Genomic DNA, 16125 nt, shown 5'->3' on the forward strand with positions numbered 1-16125 from the left:
CAACAAACCCCACCCGCATACCGAGCCGCTGACCGAGATGAACGACCCACAACAAGCCGCCTAAAAAATCTCAAACAGGTTGACAGTTACCGTATGGACCCTGCCCTCGCGGCTAAACCCTGCCCTCGTCGAAAAATAGGGTGGGTGGGAGGCGTGGCCCCGCAGGGGGCGTGGGCAGGCATGCTGCGGCGCAGCCGCGTGGGCAGGCAGGTAGCGGCGCAGCGGCATGGGCAGACAGGCGGCGCGCCGGCGGCGTGGGCAGGCCCGCTGCACATGCTGCACCCGCTGCGCCAGCTAGGCGGGCTGGCAGGAAGGGCACCAGTAGAGCTTGCGGGCGGTCATGTCCGTCAGCGCCACAGGGTTGCCGCAGACCCGGCACGCCATGCCCTGCCGCTGGTACACGTAGTACGCGTTGTCCGGCCAGACCGGCAGCACCCGGCCGTCCGGGTCGGTGTCCCGGTGTTCGGGCCGGGTGGTAATGATTTTGCCGTCGCGGACGCCATCGCCCATCACATCCACGATGTCCGCCCACAACAGCCCCGCTTCCTCCGCGGACAACTGCTTGCCGGGCAGCCAGGGGCTCAGGCCGCGGCGGAACAGCGTCTCGGCCCGGTAAATGTTGCCGACGCCGGCCACGACGTTCTGGTCCATCAGCAACTGCCCGACGGCGGTGCGCTTGGAGGTCAGCCGGCGGATGAACTCGGAGGCCCGGTCGGCCCCGGCCGGCAACGGCTCAACCCCGGCGTGCCGAGGGTCGGCCCCGCCCGGCAGCGAGTCACCATGCCGAGAGTCGGCCCCGCCCGGCAGCGAGTCACCATGCTGAGAGACGGCCCCGTCCTGCAGCGGGTCCGGCCCCAATTTACCGACGACGGCGGACGCTTCCTCGGGCATCAGCACCTCGCAGGCGGTGGGACCGCGCAGGTCCGCCCAGCCGTGGTCGGAGACCAGCCGGACGCGCACCTGGCCCACCGGCTCCGGCGGGCCGTGGTACGCAACGGGAGCACCGTCGTCGTACGCTTCCCGCTCTCCCACCCGGCGCGGCGCCCCAATGCTGGAGGCGCCGCGGAAGGTCGCGTCCCCGCCGAAACTCCATGCCCCGTACAGACCCAGGTGGACCCGGAGGACCAGGCCGTTGTCGAAGTCCAGGAACAGCTGCTTGCCGTGCGCACGGGCGGTCAGCAGCGTGGCCCCGTCGAGCCGTGCGGCGCCGGCGGCGAAGCGGCCCTGCGGGCTGGAGACGGCGAGCCTCGCGCCGGCGAAAACGTCCTGGAACTGGCGGGCCAGCCGGTGGACCGAATGGCCTTCGGGCATGGTTAGGCCGGGACCTCGCCGGTGGTTTCGTAGGAGGCGATCTTGCCGATCCGGCGGGCATGGCGTTCGGCGTTGGAGAACGGCTCGGCCAGGAACGCCTCGATGATGGCGGTGGCTTCCTCCACACTGTGCATGCGGCCGCCGACGGCGACGACGTTGGCGTCGTTGTGCTCGCGGGCCAGCTTGGCGGTGTCCAGGTTCCAGGCCAACGCGGCGCGGATGCCCTTGACCTTGTTCGCCGCGATCTGCTCGCCGTTGCCGGAGCCGCCCAGCACGATGCCCAGCGCCTGCACGCCGGCGGCCTGGTCCGCCACCACGGCGAGCGCGGCGTTGATGCAGAACGAGGGGTAGTCGTCCTCGGCGTCGTACGCAGTGGGCCCGTGGTCGATGACCTCGTGGCTCTGGCCGGTCAGGTGCTCGATCAGGTGGTGGCTGAGTTCCAGGCCGGCGTGGTCGGTGGCAATGTGAACGCGCATGGGGTCCTTCTGTTGCGTGCGGGGAGGGAGATTGGCGGCTTCCAGCCTACTGGAGGCGGCGCGCCGGTCCTGATGTGCGGCGGATTTACGACAGCGCTGCGGTCTTGTAGCCGTTCAGGACGGCGGCCATCCGCTCGGCGTTCTGCAGCGTGTCCGTGTTGACCACAAAATCCTTGCCGCCGGCCAGATGCAGCACCACGGCGGGTCCGGTGCGCACCACGAAGGCCGAGCCCCACGCGGAGATCCGGTAGCCCCACCCGCCGTACTGCATGGGGTAGATCTCCCGCGCGGCCGTGGCAACGCGGAAGTCCGAAACCGGGATGGACACCATCCGCCAGCTGCCCAGTAACCGCACGCTCAGCCCGTCGGCGTCGGCCCGCACGGTGGCCACGAAGAACGCCAACAGGGCTGCGGTGAGGACTGCGGCCACCACCAGCCACCACCAGGAGGCCACGGCCAGCCACGCGATGGACCCGAACATCAGCACGCCCAGAACCGTCATCAGGGTCCGCGAGCCGCTGATTTTCACCTCCACCGCCTCGCCGCGGCGGGCGGCATCGACGTCGAGATGGGAGCCGTCCGGAACCTCGGCGGGCACCGCGTTGACGTGGTCGTCGCGCTTCAGCAGCCAGGGCAGGCCTATCGCCGGCAGCACCGCCAGCCCGACGCCGGCCCAGAAGAGCCCCCAGTCGAGTCGGGTCCCGGCGGCGTCCGCAGCGTCGAGCTGCGGCGCGATGCCGGCCACGAAGATCATCACGCAGAACGCGGTGATCAGGATGCTGAATCCCACGCCGAAGCGGCGCATGGCCAGCGGAACGGCGTACAGGGCGATGCAGAACCCGCATACGGCCCCGGTGAAAGCGGTCACGACGACGGCGGCAATCGCGGTGGAGGTGAAGCCGGAGAAATCATCGGCCACGCCGGATGCGTCAAAGTGCGAGGCCACCGGATCAGGCATCCGCCCGGCCACGGACAGCAGCCACAGCCCAAGCCCGGCGGCCATCAGCACCGGCACGCCGACGCCGAAGATCACGGCCCTGACGTCGAAGGTCGGCCGGTAGGTTGCCTCGCTGGCCGTGATGGTGCCGCTCATCTCTCCCCTGTCCTTGTGCGTACTGATCCGACTGTAACCGCCCGGCCCCAAGCACTATTCAGCAGGCGCCCTGATGGCGGCCGAAAAGGGCGCCTGCTGAATAGTCGAGGGGGCGGGGTGGGGCGGGCGGGTTGGGTCCCGACGGCGGTTGCCACCGGCGGCGTTAGTGGAACCGGCGCCCTTGGTCCCCGCGGTAAGCCATCACCGCCGGCATGAACAGTCCGCCCGCAAAGGCCAGCGGGAACAGGACCACCTTTCAGTCTCCACGGTCCGGCACAAGGGATCGGCTCGATCTTGAACATTGCTTGAGGGCGGCTCCCCCGGACACCCTGAGCCGGCGCCACTGACCGCAGGAGCCAGGCTCTGCACACGGCCGCGGGCCCTTTACGGATCCCCGTGGGGCGGCAACAATAGCGGCATCCGTTCCGACAGGATGCGAGCGTGTCGCCTATAGCCCACTTCCCCGTCAACACTCTGGCCCTCAAGCGCGGGGGCCTGGTCAAGGCGGTGCGAACCCGGGCCAACACGCTGGCCAGGAACGGCGCCGTGGAACAGGTCTGGATCGAGGTGCTGGGCCTGCAGTTGCGGCTGGCCAGCGAGGTGGCCGAGCTGAAGGCGGACGGCCACCTGCATCCGGACGTGAAGGTCCGCAGCGTCCTCTATGGGCTGGACCCCAGCCCGCTGCCCGACACCCGCGAGCCGGTCCAGCCGCCGTCCGAGGCCGACTACGACGTTGTTCCGGTCGGCAACTCCGGCTACGCCTTCGGGTACTTCCGTGACGGGGTGCAGGAATACTACGTGAGGTTCCAGTCCGATGGCGCCCTCGCCGCTGTCGAACAATTGGCACCCAACCGTACGCGGATCCGCCGGGATGACATGGACGACCAAGGCCGGCTGGTGCTGGTGCAGCATTTCCCGGAAGCGTCCAAGACGCCCACCGCGCGGCGCCTGATCGGCCGCAACGGCCGCTGCTTCCTGACCATCACGCAGCAGCCCGGCTCGCCCAAATGGGGACGCTGCTACCTGTTCGACGGCGTGGCGCGCGACGACGGCGATGCCCTCGCCTTCGCGGATCCGGCCGAGCTCTACCGGCATGCCTTCGAACAACTGCTGGCCGACGAAGAGTCTCCGGTGCTCACGTCCGAATTCCGCGAGAACCTGAACAACCTGCCCGGCCGGACCTTGGACGACGCCATCGCCGGCGTTCGGCACCCCCACCTGCGGCGCATCGCCGCCGTGCACAGCAACCACTTGGAGCCGCCGTACGTCGCCGGTTCGGGCGTCAGCCGCAACTGGCGCAGGCTGCTGGAGCATCTGGACCGATGGGACGGGCTCGTCCTGCACACGGACGCCCAGCGCGAGGACATCGCCGCCGAGTTCGGCCACGCCGACCGGCTGCACACCATCGGGCAGCTGGCGCCGCCGGAACAGCCTGCGCCCTCGGCGGCCACCCCGGCCACCGATCCGAACCGGCTGGTCATGGTCGCCCGCCTGCACCCGAAGAAGCGCGTGGACGAGGCCATCCAGGTTTTCGCCCTGGTGCGGGCCGGCAACCCGCAGGCCAGGCTGGAGCTCTTCGGCTTCGGCTATGGCGACGACGAAGAAGCGACCATCCGCGCGCTGGTCGACGAACTCGGCCTCGGCGCCGCCGTCGACTTCCCGCCCTTCACCAACAACCCCGCGGACATCTACGCCACGGCCTGCACCACACTGCTGACGTCGGCCTCCGAAGGGTTCCCGCTGATCCTGCTGGAGAGCATGTCCTTCGGCGTCCCGGTCGCCGCCTACGACGCCAACTACGGTCCGCGGGACGTGATTCGCCACGGCAGGAACGGCTTCCTGGCGCCGTTCGGCGACCGGCAGACCTTGGCCGACGGCATCTTGGCGCTGATGCGGGACCCGGAGCTGCGCTCGCGGATGGCACAGGAGAGCCGGGAAACCCTGAAGCGGTTCGACGAAACCGCCTATGTCACCGGCTGGACCAAGGCACTCAACGGCTGACCCACACCATCCGAAAAGACACAGAACTCGTCCGAGAGGACACAGAACCGAAACTATTCGCCTTTTTCCCACAACTGCTGCGCCGCCGCCCGTCGCGGTGAGACAATGACCACATTGTGCAAGGGTTCTTTCAGATTCCCGGCACTTCCGACCGGTCCTTACCCAAAGGACACCCGTACTTCTGGAGGCGATCTTGCCAGGTTTGAATCTCACCCGTGACGAAGCGCGGGCCCGCGCCGAACTGCTCAACGTCGAGTCGTACGACGTCACGCTGGACCTCACCCGCGGCGCCAAGGTTTTCGGCTCGCACACCGTGGTCACCTTCACCGCCACCGCGGGCGGCTCCACCTTCATTGACGCCATCACGGACACCGTCCGCTCGGTCACCCTCAACGGCACGGCGCTGGATCCGGCCGAGGTCTCCGACGGCGTGCGCATCCAGCTGCCGGACCTGGCCGAGCACAACGTGCTGGAGATCGACGCCGACGCGCATTACATGAACACCGGCGAGGGCCTGCACCGCTTCGTGGACCCGGTGGACAACGAGGTCTACCTGTACAGCCAGTTCGAGGTGCCCGACTCGCGCCGCATGTTCGCCGTGTTCGAGCAGCCGGACCTGAAGGCGGCCTTCCGCTTCACCGTCACGGCGCCGTCGCACTGGGACGTCATCTCCAACTCCCCCACGCCGGCGCCGCAGCACGTGGGTTCCACGGACGACGGCGCTGCTGCCGCCACCTGGGCGTTCGAGCCCACCCCGCGGATCTCCTCCTACATCACCGCGCTGATCGCCGGTCCGTACCAGTCGGTGCGCAGCGAGCTGACCAGCTCCGACGGCCGCACCATCCCGCTGGGCGTGTTCGCGCGCAAGTCGCTGATGCAGTACATGGACGCCGAGAACATCTTTACCCTCACCCGGCAGGGCTTCGAGTTCTATGAGAAGCAGTTCGGCACCCCGTACCCGTTTGCCAAGTACGACCAGCTGTTCGTGCCGGAGTTCAACGCCGGCGCCATGGAGAACGCCGGCGCGGTCACCTTCCTGGAGAACTACGTGTTCCGCTCCCGCCCCACCGACGCCATGGTGGAGCGCCGGGCCATCACCGTGCTGCACGAACTGGCGCACATGTGGTTCGGCGATCTGGTCACCATGCGCTGGTGGAACGACCTGTGGCTGAACGAGTCCTTCGCCGAGTTCATGTCCACACTCGCCGCCGCCGAAGCCACCGAGTACAGCAACGCGTGGACCACCTTCGCGTCCATGGAGAAGTCCTGGGCCTACCGGCAGGACCAGCTGCCCTCCACGCACCCGATCACCGCGGAGATCAAGGACCTGGAGGACGTGCAGGTCAACTTCGACGGCATCACCTACGCCAAGGGCGCCTCGGTGCTGCGCCAGCTGGTGGCCTGGGTGGGGCAGGAGGAGTTCATGGCCGGCGTGCGCGAGTACTTCGGCAAGCATGCCTGGGCCAACACCGAGCTGGCCGACCTGCTGGGCGAACTGGAGGTCTCCAGTGGCCGGGACCTGAAGGATTGGTCCGCCAAGTGGCTGGAAACCGCCGGCGTGAACACCCTGCGCCCGGAGATTTCCACCGACGACGCCGGTGCCATCACCTCGTTCGCGATCCTCCAGTCTGCGCCGGCGGGCTACCCGACCATCCGGCCGCACCGCCTCGCCGTCGGCTTCTACGACCTGGACAACAACGGCAAGCTGGTGCGCACGCACCGTGAGGAACTGGACGTGGACGGCGAGCGCACCGAGGTGCCGCAGCTGGCCGGCCTGGCCCGCCCCGCGCTGGTGCTGCTCAACGACGACGATCTGGCCTACGCCAAGATCCGCTTGGACGAGGCCTCGCTGGCCACGTCCAAGGCCCATCTGAAGGACTTCACCGCGTCGCTGCCGCGCACCCTGGTGCTGGCCTCGGCGTGGGACGCCACCCGCGACGGCGAGACCCCGGCGCGGGAGTACGTGGAGCTGGTGCTGAACAACATCGCCTACGAGACCGACTCCTCGGTGGTGCTGGTGCTGCTGCGCCAGCTGGCCACCACGCTGGCCTTCTATGTGAACCCGGACGACCGCAAGCGGCTGACCATCGCCGCGGCGGACCGGCTCTGGGAACTGGCCGGGCAGGCAGCCGCCGGGTCCGACTCCCAGCTGCAGTTCGCCAAGGCCTTCGCCGTGCACGCGCAGACCGAGGAGCAGCTGGACACCGTGGCCGCGCTGCTGGACGGCGGGCGCACGCTGGACGGGCTGACCGTGGACGCCGATCTGCGCTGGGAACTGCTCACCTCGCTGGTGGCCGGCGGCCGCTTCGGCCAGGCCGAGATCGACGCCGAACTGGAGCGCGACCACACCGCCACCGGGCAGCGTGCCGCGGCCCTGGCGCAGGCCGCCATCCCCACCGCCGAGGCGAAAGCGGCGGCGTGGGACGCCGTCGTCGTCAAGGGCGACCTGCCCAACGCCACCCAGCAGTCGGTCATCGCCGGCTTCACCCGGGTGCACGACACCACGCTGCTGGAGCCTTATGCGGCCAAGTACTTCGACGCCATCGAAGACATCTGGAACACCCGCACGCACGAGCTCTCGCAGCAGATCGTGGTGGGGCTCTACCCGTCGCAGCTGACCACCCAGGCCACCGTGGACGCCACTGATGCCTGGCTGGAGAAGCTGGCGGACCGCACTCCCGCGCTGCGCCGACTGGTGCTGGAAAGCCGCGACGGCGTGGTCCGCGCCCTCAAGGCCCAAGCCGCCGACCGCTAACCTGGGACCGCACGACCTCGGAGGTCGATGGAGGCGCGCCAGCGCCGAGTAGAGGCCCGGCCGCACGGAGACCCGGCCGCGCGGAGACCCGCACGCCTCAGCACACTGCCCGCCGGAACATCAGTTCCGGCGGGCAGCTGCGTTTCTTGCCGGCCGCATCTACGGATCGTTGAGCGCTCCGCGGAGAAGTACTGCACACGCCGTCGGTGGATCTAGAATGCCTCAACAGTGCGGAGGGGAAGGAGCCAGATGTCCAGCCGCCAGCCCCGACGTCGCCGGATCGACGCCGGTGCGGCACGGGACGCACGGCCGTTGCCCGCCGGTGACTGTTGGAGGCTGAAGCAGGCATGGGCCCGCTGACGGTTGCCTTGCAATTGGCGGTCATGCTGGCCGTTTTTTACCTGCCCGGATTCCTGGCGCTCCGCGCACTGCGGCAACCGGCGATCCGCGCCCTGGTGCTCGCCCCGGCCTCCGGCATCGCGCTGGCCGCGGTCGGAACAATGGCCTGCCTGCTCACCGGCGTGCGCTGGAACCTGCTGTCCGCCTCCGTGCTGGCCGCGCTGGGCATTGGGCTCTGCTGGCTGATCGGACGGGCCATCGCTCCGCCCGAAGCCCGCGTCGTGGCCGTGCCGCGCTCGGTAAGGTGGCTGATGGCGGCGTCGCTGGCCATCACCGCCCTGATCCTCGGCTGGGTGATGCTCGAGGCGATGGGGTCCATCGACCGCGTGTCGCAGGCGTGGGATCCGACCTACCACGTCAACGTCCTGCAATGGATCAAGGACAACGGTCAGGCCAGCCCGTGGAGCATCTGGCCGATCTTCGGGGGCGCACCGCCGTCGTTCTATCCGGCCGGCTGGCACGCCATGGTGTCCCTGGTGCCGGGCGACGTGGTGACGGCGGGCAATTTGTCCTGCCTGGTCATCGGCTGCCTGGTCTGGCCGGCCTCGCTCGCGCTGCTCGCCCGCGCCATGTGTCCCGCCCGCCCGCTGGTCTGGGTCCTGACGCCGCTGATCGCCTCCTCCATGCTGGCCTTTCCCTTCGTCCAGATGTTCCGCGCCGGCCAGTGGCCCAACGGCTTCGCGGCGGCCCTGCTGCCGGCCATCCTCGCGCTCGGCATCGAACTGCAGTACCGGCTGCCGGGCGCTGTTCGGCCCGCCGGCGGCACTGAGGCCCCCACCCCCGGACCCGAAGCGGAAGCGGACGTCGGGACGGATGCCCGCCCCGGCGCGGGACCCGACGACAATGCCGACGCAGCCGGAAGTTCCCTGCCGCGCTCGGAGTGGCGAAGGACGACGGCGGACCTCGCGGCCCTCGCGATGGTCACCTTCGGTGCCGCCTGGATCCATCCCTCGGCCCTCGCCAGTCTGCTGGTGCTCGGCGGTTTCTATCTGGCACGCCTCGCAGTCCTCGGGCTGGCGCGTCTGTGGCGCAGCCACCGCGGGGGCTTCGTTGCCGCCGTCGGAGTGCTCGGGGCGGCCCTGCTCGCCGTCGTCGTCCTGCTGACCCAGTCCCAACAGTTGGCGGCGGTGATGTCCTACCCGCGGGCGCGCTCAGCGGACTGGGCGGACGCTCTGGTGTGGGTGTTCTTCGACTTGCCGCGCCAGCCGGACAGCGCCGATGCCGTTCCGGGAAGCTACGCCGTCGCCGTCGGCATCCTGATGGTCTGCGGTGCACTGCTGGCGTGCTTCAGCCGGAGGACCTGGCCGGCGGTGGCCGGGATGGCGGCCGCCGTCGTGCTGTTCATCCTGGCCGCAGGGCCCGAAGACCGGCCGTTCCGCTGGCTGACCGGCTTCTGGTACACCGACCCGCCGCGGATCGCCCCGCTGGTCCACATCTTCGGCGTGGTCTTCGCCGCACTGGCGTTGGACCAGTTGTGCACGCTGCTGGTGCGACTCATCCTCCCGCTGCGCGCCGGCGCCACCCCCACCGCCCGCGCCAATCGCCACAATCTTGCAGCCGCCGGACTGGCTTTCGCCGTGCTGGCCGCGCTCTGCGTGACCACCGGCGTCTTCCGGCACGACGTGCGCGTCGACGCGGCCTCCATCCGCTACAGCATCACCGAGCACCGGGACGGCCGGGCGCTGCTGGGCGACGAGCAGGATTTCATCCGCTCACTCGGGCCGCTGCTGCCCGACGACGCCGTCGTTATCGGCGACCCGTTCAACGGCCTGCCCTACATCTACTCCCTCACCGGCCACCAAACCGTCTACTTCCAGAACGTCAGCAGCGCGGGCAGCAAGGACAAGGACTACCTGCGCCGGCACTTCCGCAACATCACATCCGATCCCCGCGTCTGCCCGGCGCTGCAGAGCACCGGCGCCACCTATCTCTACGACGACGGACCGATCCGCGGCTACCAGCACAGCGCACAGCACCAGTGGCCGGGCTTCCAACGCATCGACTTTTCGCACGGCTTCCGCCTCATCGCCTCCCACGGCAGCGCGGCGCTCTACGAAATCACCGCCTGCCGCTGAGCCGCGCGGGATCGGGTCGCGGCGGGTGCAGCGCGGAGGTGCGGGGTTTAATGTCCCCATGGACCTCTCCCAGCACCACTACGCAGTTTCGCTCCACTGGACCGGCAACCGGGGCGACGGTACCGCCAGCTATCGCGGCTATGGGCGCGACCACGTGGTCCGCGCGGCAGGGCTGCCGGATCTGGCCGGCACCGCGGATCCGACCTTCCACGGGGACAAGGACCGCTGGAACCCGGAACAACTGCTGCTGACCGCGCTGTCCCAGTGCCACATGCTCTCCTACCTGCACATCGCGGTGAAGAACGGCATCGTGGTGACCGCCTACGATGACGACGCCGAGGGCACCTTGCGCCTGAATCGGGACGGCAGCGGCGAATTCACTTCCGTGACGCTCAGGCCGCGCGTTGCCATCGCGGATGCGGGGCAGGCCGAGCTCGCCCAACGGCTGCACGGGGACGCCAACAAGGTCTGTTTCATTGCGCGGAGCGTGAACTTCCCCGTCCTGCACGAACCAGTGGTTGTCCCCGGCTGAGACAATGGATGCTGACAGCATCAGCGAACAGAGACCACCGATGACCGAAACACCGCAGAACCCCGCACAGCCCGACTCCCCCGCCGCTCCGACGCAGCCGGCCGAGGGTATGGCCATTCAGTCCCGCTTCGGCCAGCCGCTGGCCACCTTGACTCCGGCACCGGCGGCCGCGAACGCGTTCAAGCAGCCCGAGTACACGGACAACTTCTACAACGCCGTCGGCGGCCACGAGACGTTCGTGAAACTGGTGGACGTGTTCTACGACGGCATCGCGGAGGACGACGTGCTGCGGGAGATGTACCCCGAGGAGGACCTGGGGCCGGCCAAGATCCGGATGCGGATGTTCCTCGAGCAGTACTGGGGCGGCCCGGGAACCTACAGCGAACAGCGCGGACACCCAAGGCTGCGGATGCGGCACCAGCCCTTCAAGGTGGACTTCGACGCCCGCGACCGCTGGCTGTCGCACATGCGCCGGGCGGTCGATTCCTTGGAACTGCCGCCGCTGCACGAGCAGACCCTCTGGGATTACTTCGAACGCGCCGCCCACTCGATGGTCAACAGCGCCTAAACAGCTCGCTCTAGAGCGAGGCGCCGGCGCGCACCAGCACGTGACCACGGCCGGTGCTCACCCGCAGCCACCGGCCGTTCCGGTACACCGCAGCCGGGTTCCCGTCCAGGAAGCCCAACGTCAGCGCGGCAAACGCCGCCCCGGACGGAAGCTCGACGCCGGCCGGCAGCCCGCCGGTGCCCGGCAGCGGCCTGCTCCACACCGTGCCGCGGGCATTGTTGACCATCAGCTGCCCCGGGCTCTCGGGCAGCGCCTCGGAAACCTGCCGGATCCCGTCCCGGGCGGCTTCCTCCAGCACGGCGGAGTCGAGCACCCCGGTGTGCTCCCAGCCGGAGCGCGGCGGCAGCACCCCGGTCCACGACTCGGTGAGCGTGGTCGGCGGAACGGCCAGGCCTGTTTCCTCAGTCCCCATCCTGGCCAGCCGGTCCCCGACCGCAGCCAACGGGACGGTCTCCTCGACGGCCGCCGGCGCGGCCAGCGGCATCACCCGCAGGCCCAGGATGGTCGGCGTCGATTCGCCCAGGATCCGCGGCCGCATCAAACACACGTAAGCGGCCAGCACGCTGCCGAAGGCCTGCAGGTGGATCGAGCCCTCTCCGGCGGCGCGGGCCCGGCTGACATAGGTCTTCAAATCCGCCGCCACCTGCACGTCGGCCAGCTGCAGCACGGGCGTCACAGTGGGGGTCACTGGGTGGCCCCCTGTCCGGCGTCGGCAGTCTGGGTGCTGTTGCGGAACGGAACCGCCGGACCGGCCCATTGCTGCAGCGCGGCGCGGTAGCGCTCGGGCAGTTGCACCGGCCGTCCCGTGGCGGCAGATGCCAGCACCATGGTCGACGCGCCCAGCGCATGCACGGTGCCGGTCTGGTCCTCATCGACGACGGCGTAGCCCAGGTCGAAGCTGGAGTTGCCGATCCGTGTCACCCATACCCCCACGTGCACGGGTTCGGTTCGGAACTCCAGCGGTACCCGGTATTCGATTTCCTGCCGCCCCACCAGCGTCTGGTGGTCGGTGCCGGCCAGTTCACGCAGCGTTGCGCCCGGCTCCCCGCCGGCTCGTGCCGGTTGCTCCGGCCGCGTCAGGTGCAGCAGCACCCGGGCCGTTTCCAGATACCCCAGATAGGTCACATTGTTCACGTGGCCGTAGGAATCGATGTCGCTGAACCGTAGCTGGATCGGGAAACGCGGGGCATTCGGCGGAACAGTAGGCATGCTGCCATCTTCTCAAAGCGCGGCAGCCACCACGAACCAGCCCAGACCGGAAGCGCCGCTCGCGGATGTTGCCGCCGCGCCGGAGTTGAGTGGTTGGCGGGCGCGAACTACTGTCGGAGATGTTCGTACCCGCGGGTAACCGGCAAGGAGAGCACATGACCGCCATTGAGGAACACGCCGATCCGACGGCAGTGTTGCTGGAGCTGCTGGACCTCTCCGACGCCGACGGCGCCAACACGGATGAGGAAATCTTCGTCGGCGTCTCCGAAAAGCAGCCGCGCGGGCGCGTCTTCGGCGGCCAGGTGCTGGCCCAGTCGGTCATCGCGGCCCAGCGGACGGTGGAACCCGACCGGCCGATCCACTCCATGCACGGCTACTTCCTGCGCGCCGGCGACGCGGACCTGCCGATCACGTTCGGCGTCGAACGGCTGCGTGACGGACGGTCCTTCTCCGCCCGCCGCACCCATGCCTACCAAAACGGCGTGCCGATCCTGTCGATGATCGCCTCGTTCCAGACGCCCGCCGAAGGACTGGAACATCAGGAGACCTTCCCGGACGGCATCCCGGACCCGGACACCCTGCCGAGCACCGCCGATCTGCTGGGCAAGGTGGACCACCCGGTGGCGCAGCACATGGCCTACCACCGGCCGTTCGACGTCCGCCACGTCCAGGACGCCCTCTACATCCAGGCCAAGGGCGAACGCCAGGCGGTCAATGCCGTCTGGATGAAGACCAAGGGTCCGCTGCCAGGCGACCAGGGCCTGCACCGCGCCGCGCTGGCCTTCGGCAGCGACTACACGCTGCTGGAACCCATCCTCCGCCAGCACGGCGTCAGCTGGGTGACTCCTGGCATGAGCGTGGCCAGCCTGGACCACGCCATGTGGTGGCACCGGCCGGTGCGCGTGGACGACTGGCTGCTCTATGTCCAGTCCTCCCCCAGCGCCTCCGGCGCCCGCGGCCTCGCCGTCGGCAAAATCTTCAACCGCGACGGCGAACTGGTCGCCACCGTCGCCCAGGAAGGCATGATCCGGATCCCTGAGGGTCCGTAGACGTCCAGGCCCTGGCACTGTCCGGATCCGGGCGTCGGACCGGGATCGACCGTTCGCGCGCTAGGCTCCTCGCCGTTCGGACTGGCTGCGCAGGGGACGCAGCCAGCGTTTTACCGCTCCACGCCCGGACACCCGCAGGCTCCTGAGCGAAGGAGATTCCTTGGGATACTCGCTGACCGGAAGGTCCAGCTTCGCCAGCCGAAGCCGCTTGAAATACCGGAGGCTGTCGCTGCCCGTTCCCTCAAGGAACTCGATTGTCGATGCCCGGGCGGACGCCAAGGTGCGAGGCTGCATGCAGTAAGAAACAGCCTCGACGAGCGCCTGCAAGCTCTGCTCGATGGGTTGCATCCTGGCCTCGTCTCCCGGCGGTTCCAGTCCCCTGACCAGGATGGCATCCACAATCGTGACAGGAATCCGGTTGCTGTTTTGGTAGGGAGTCAGGCGTTCGAGCAGCATCTCCGTCCCAACTGCCATCGTCTCGATACCGTAGACAAATCTTGCCGTGATCAATGCCGTCGAAAAGCAACTCACGACCAAGTCCGGCCGGATCTTCTCCATCACCACCTCTGCCAGCACCGGGCTCTCCAGCACGGAGATCGCGATCCCCAGTCGCTTGGCTGTCTGCTGCATGTGCTTGGTCGCCGCCGGCCCGGCACTGGGATGCGGCTTGAAGATGCAGTGGCGGATACCGCGGCTGGCAGCCTGCATCAGCATTTTGCGGTGCAGGAGATCTTCCTCTTCAACAGTCAGGATTCCCAAGTCCGCCAGGTACTGTCCGAGGATCAGTGCCGTACTGCCTTGCGAGACCCCAAATTCCTCCGGGATGCTGTTCACGGCCGCCACGTCCTCTATGACAGCCTTCAAGCGCGGCCGCTCCACCGCAACCATCGTCGGTTGATGTTCTGCAAGTAGCTGAGGATGCAGTCCGGGAACCAGGTCCACATAGATGATTCCGTCGAGTCGCTGGGCGACGCTCAGTGAAGTCGCATTGCGCGTCGGCCCATAGCTCATCAGCCCGTCGGAATGCACCCAAACGGTGGCGTCGCCAAATATCCGGCATAACGCGATGGCGGGGTCCACTTGAATCGATTCCACCACCAGTTGAAGAGGGCCGGAGCCTAATTCCCAGTGCGATCTCAGCAAAGTCTCCCAGAGGGCCAACTCTTCCTCGCGCGGCTTGAATTGGCCCGGTCTGCGGGGCCACAGCAACGCGCCGAGGTCGACGATGCGGTCGAACCTCGTTGCAATGCGTTCGAAGCCAGGGGTGTCCTGGATTCGAACGCTGAGTTCAGGTTGATGTGCCGATCCGGCAAGGACCAGTATCCGTTCGTCGGCCGGGGGCAGGCTTCCATCGTCGATCATGGCGGCCAGGGAGATGCACTGATACAGCGTCGAGGCTGCGATCAACTGTTTCAAAGAACGCTCCGCTCCATGAGGTTGGTCAGGATCTTGCGTCTTTCAACATCAAGCGTTTGCAGGCTTTCCTCGCGGACCTTGGCAGGAATACGACGCATCGTGGCTTCAATGCCCAAAGTGAGGTCCTCGCGGATCCACGCCTCCATCCCGGGCGCCCGCTTGAGATGGTGACAGGCAATCGCGAAAAACTGGCGCACCGCCTTCGGCCAGAATCTGCCGGCCTCGGCGTCGTCGCCGACTATTCCAAAGATGTCCAGGAATGCGGTCAAGAAGTCGAGTTGCCGTTCGTCGTAGATCTGCGTGAGGGAACTGGAGACTCCACGGCGATACAGGATTCCGGGGGCATTTACCACGGCATAGGACCGGGCGCCCAGATGCAGCCGCCAGATCCATGCGCGGTCTTCGGCGGTGTGCTGGCCCTCGGGAAAATGAAGTAGCCCCGACGCCGCGAGTGCGCTGCTGAAGATGCCTGCCCACGAGTACGGGTAGTCCACCATGGTCGCTGCCGTCTCCGGCATGATGCTCTCGCGCGGGTCGAGGCGGACGCCTCGTCGAGCCTGGGGGGCCCGCTGCAGCGAACGATTACCGTTGGCGTGGCGGATGTGGTCCACCCGGAGGAAGTCCACCTCGAGAGCGGCAATGTCGGCGGTGATTTTCGCCAGGTGCCCCGGGGCGTACCAGTCGTCCGGATCGAAGAAAGTGATGAAGCGGCCGGTGGCATGGTCGAGGCCGCGGTTGCGGGCCGAAGCCACCCCCAGGGGGATGTCGTTGCGGTGGACCTGCAGGCCGGGGAGCCGGCCGGTGAAGGCGGCGGCCAGCGCCCCGGTCCCGTCGGTGGAACCGTCATCGATGACGATGATTTCCATCACCGAGGGATCATCGAACTGGCGGGTCAGGCTGGTCATCGCGTCGCGGATGAAAGGTGCCTGGTCTTTCGCCGGAATGATGACGCTCAGTAATGGCTGGTTCATGGCGGGTGCTTAGCCGTCCACCCGGCGCAGGCGGGACAGCGGTGCCAGCTCGCCCGGGAAGACACGCTTGACGCCGTCGCCCATGGCATCTTCGAGGATCCGGATGTCACGGATCAGCGCCTCGAAGCCCTTCGGCTCCAGCGAGGACGCCTGGTCCGAGCCCCACATGGTCCTATCCAGCGTGATGTGCCGCTCCACCGTGACCGCGCCCAAAGCGACCGCGGCGAGCGAGATCTGCAGGCCCCGCTCGTGCCCGGAGTAACCCACCGG

14 protein-coding genes are annotated in these 16125 nt (G+C 68.2%); 6 read left to right on the plus strand and 8 right to left on the minus strand.

Features of this window, described 5'->3' with window-relative positions:
• Nucleotides 1-294 precede the first annotated feature (294 nt).
• From AB0N75_RS18570 to AB0N75_RS18580, 3 genes are all read right to left on the minus strand, one after another.
• Nucleotides 295-1311: a DNA-formamidopyrimidine glycosylase family protein gene (locus AB0N75_RS18570; RefSeq protein ID WP_364652419.1), complete on the minus strand. Its 1017-nt coding sequence runs from the start codon at nucleotides 1309-1311 to the stop codon at nucleotides 295-297.
• 2 nt (nucleotides 1312-1313) lie between these two features.
• Nucleotides 1314-1787, minus strand: coding sequence for a ribose-5-phosphate isomerase (locus tag AB0N75_RS18575; RefSeq protein ID WP_364652420.1), 474 nt, complete (start codon nucleotides 1785-1787; stop codon nucleotides 1314-1316).
• A gap of 85 nt (nucleotides 1788-1872) precedes the next feature.
• Nucleotides 1873-2880: a hypothetical protein gene (locus AB0N75_RS18580; protein WP_364652421.1), complete on the minus strand. Its 1008-nt coding sequence runs from the start codon at nucleotides 2878-2880 to the stop codon at nucleotides 1873-1875.
• Between the two features lie 441 nt (nucleotides 2881-3321).
• Between AB0N75_RS18580 and AB0N75_RS18585 the strand changes: the two genes are divergently transcribed.
• The 5 genes from AB0N75_RS18585 to AB0N75_RS18605 all read left to right on the plus strand — a co-directional run bounded on the left by AB0N75_RS18585 (nucleotide 3322) and on the right by AB0N75_RS18605 (nucleotide 11210).
• On the plus strand, nucleotides 3322-4881 hold the full coding sequence (locus AB0N75_RS18585; protein ID WP_364652422.1) for a glycosyltransferase: 1560 nt from the start codon (nucleotides 3322-3324) through the stop codon (nucleotides 4879-4881).
• Nucleotides 4882-5083: 202 nt separating this feature from the next.
• On the plus strand, nucleotides 5084-7636 hold the full coding sequence (pepN, locus tag AB0N75_RS18590; RefSeq protein ID WP_364652423.1) for an aminopeptidase N: 2553 nt from the start codon (nucleotides 5084-5086) through the stop codon (nucleotides 7634-7636).
• Nucleotides 7637-7983: 347 nt separating this feature from the next.
• Nucleotides 7984-10110: a DUF6541 family protein gene (locus tag AB0N75_RS18595; RefSeq protein ID WP_364652424.1), complete on the plus strand. Its 2127-nt coding sequence runs from the start codon at nucleotides 7984-7986 to the stop codon at nucleotides 10108-10110.
• 58 nt (nucleotides 10111-10168) lie between these two features.
• On the plus strand, nucleotides 10169-10642 hold the full coding sequence (locus AB0N75_RS18600) for an OsmC family protein (RefSeq protein ID WP_364652425.1): 474 nt from the start codon (nucleotides 10169-10171) through the stop codon (nucleotides 10640-10642).
• 109 nt (nucleotides 10643-10751) lie between these two features.
• The gene (locus AB0N75_RS18605) at nucleotides 10752-11210 is read left to right on the plus strand and encodes a globin (protein WP_364652432.1); all 459 of its coding nucleotides are present in this window, start codon (nucleotides 10752-10754) and stop codon (nucleotides 11208-11210) included.
• A gap of 10 nt (nucleotides 11211-11220) precedes the next feature.
• Here the strand turns inward: AB0N75_RS18605 and AB0N75_RS18610 are convergent, their stop codons facing one another.
• Entirely contained in the window at nucleotides 11221-11898 is a 678-nt protein-coding gene (locus AB0N75_RS18610; RefSeq protein WP_364652426.1) for a hypothetical protein, read from the minus strand.
• Nucleotides 11895-12419, minus strand: a complete 525-nt coding sequence (locus AB0N75_RS18615; protein ID WP_364652427.1) for a thioesterase family protein — start codon at nucleotides 12417-12419, stop codon at nucleotides 11895-11897. The genes AB0N75_RS18610 and AB0N75_RS18615 overlap by 4 nt, the downstream gene beginning before the upstream one ends.
• 155 nt (nucleotides 12420-12574) lie before the next feature.
• Here AB0N75_RS18615 and AB0N75_RS18620 point away from each other — a divergent pair, with 155 nt between their 5' ends.
• Complete coding sequence (locus tag AB0N75_RS18620) at nucleotides 12575-13468, plus strand: acyl-CoA thioesterase II (protein ID WP_364652428.1); 894 nt, start codon at nucleotides 12575-12577, stop codon at nucleotides 13466-13468.
• A gap of 60 nt (nucleotides 13469-13528) precedes the next feature.
• On the opposite strand, the gene AB0N75_RS18625 is transcribed toward AB0N75_RS18620, so the two are convergent.
• From AB0N75_RS18625 to AB0N75_RS18635, 3 genes are all read right to left on the minus strand, one after another.
• Complete coding sequence (locus AB0N75_RS18625; RefSeq protein ID WP_364652429.1) at nucleotides 13529-14884, minus strand: polysialyltransferase family glycosyltransferase; 1356 nt, start codon at nucleotides 14882-14884, stop codon at nucleotides 13529-13531.
• Nucleotides 14881-15855 (minus strand): glycosyltransferase family 2 protein, encoded by a 975-nt coding sequence (locus tag AB0N75_RS18630; RefSeq protein ID WP_364652430.1) that lies wholly within the window; start codon nucleotides 15853-15855, stop codon nucleotides 14881-14883. The genes AB0N75_RS18625 and AB0N75_RS18630 overlap by 4 nt, the downstream gene beginning before the upstream one ends.
• Before the next feature lie 9 nt (nucleotides 15856-15864).
• The coding region (locus tag AB0N75_RS18635; protein WP_364652431.1) for an N-acetylneuraminate synthase family protein at nucleotides 15865-16125 on the minus strand (261 nt) is incomplete at its 5' end.

This window comes from Arthrobacter sp. NPDC089319, assembly GCF_040684925.1.
GTDB lineage: Bacteria > Actinomycetota > Actinomycetes > Actinomycetales > Micrococcaceae > Crystallibacter.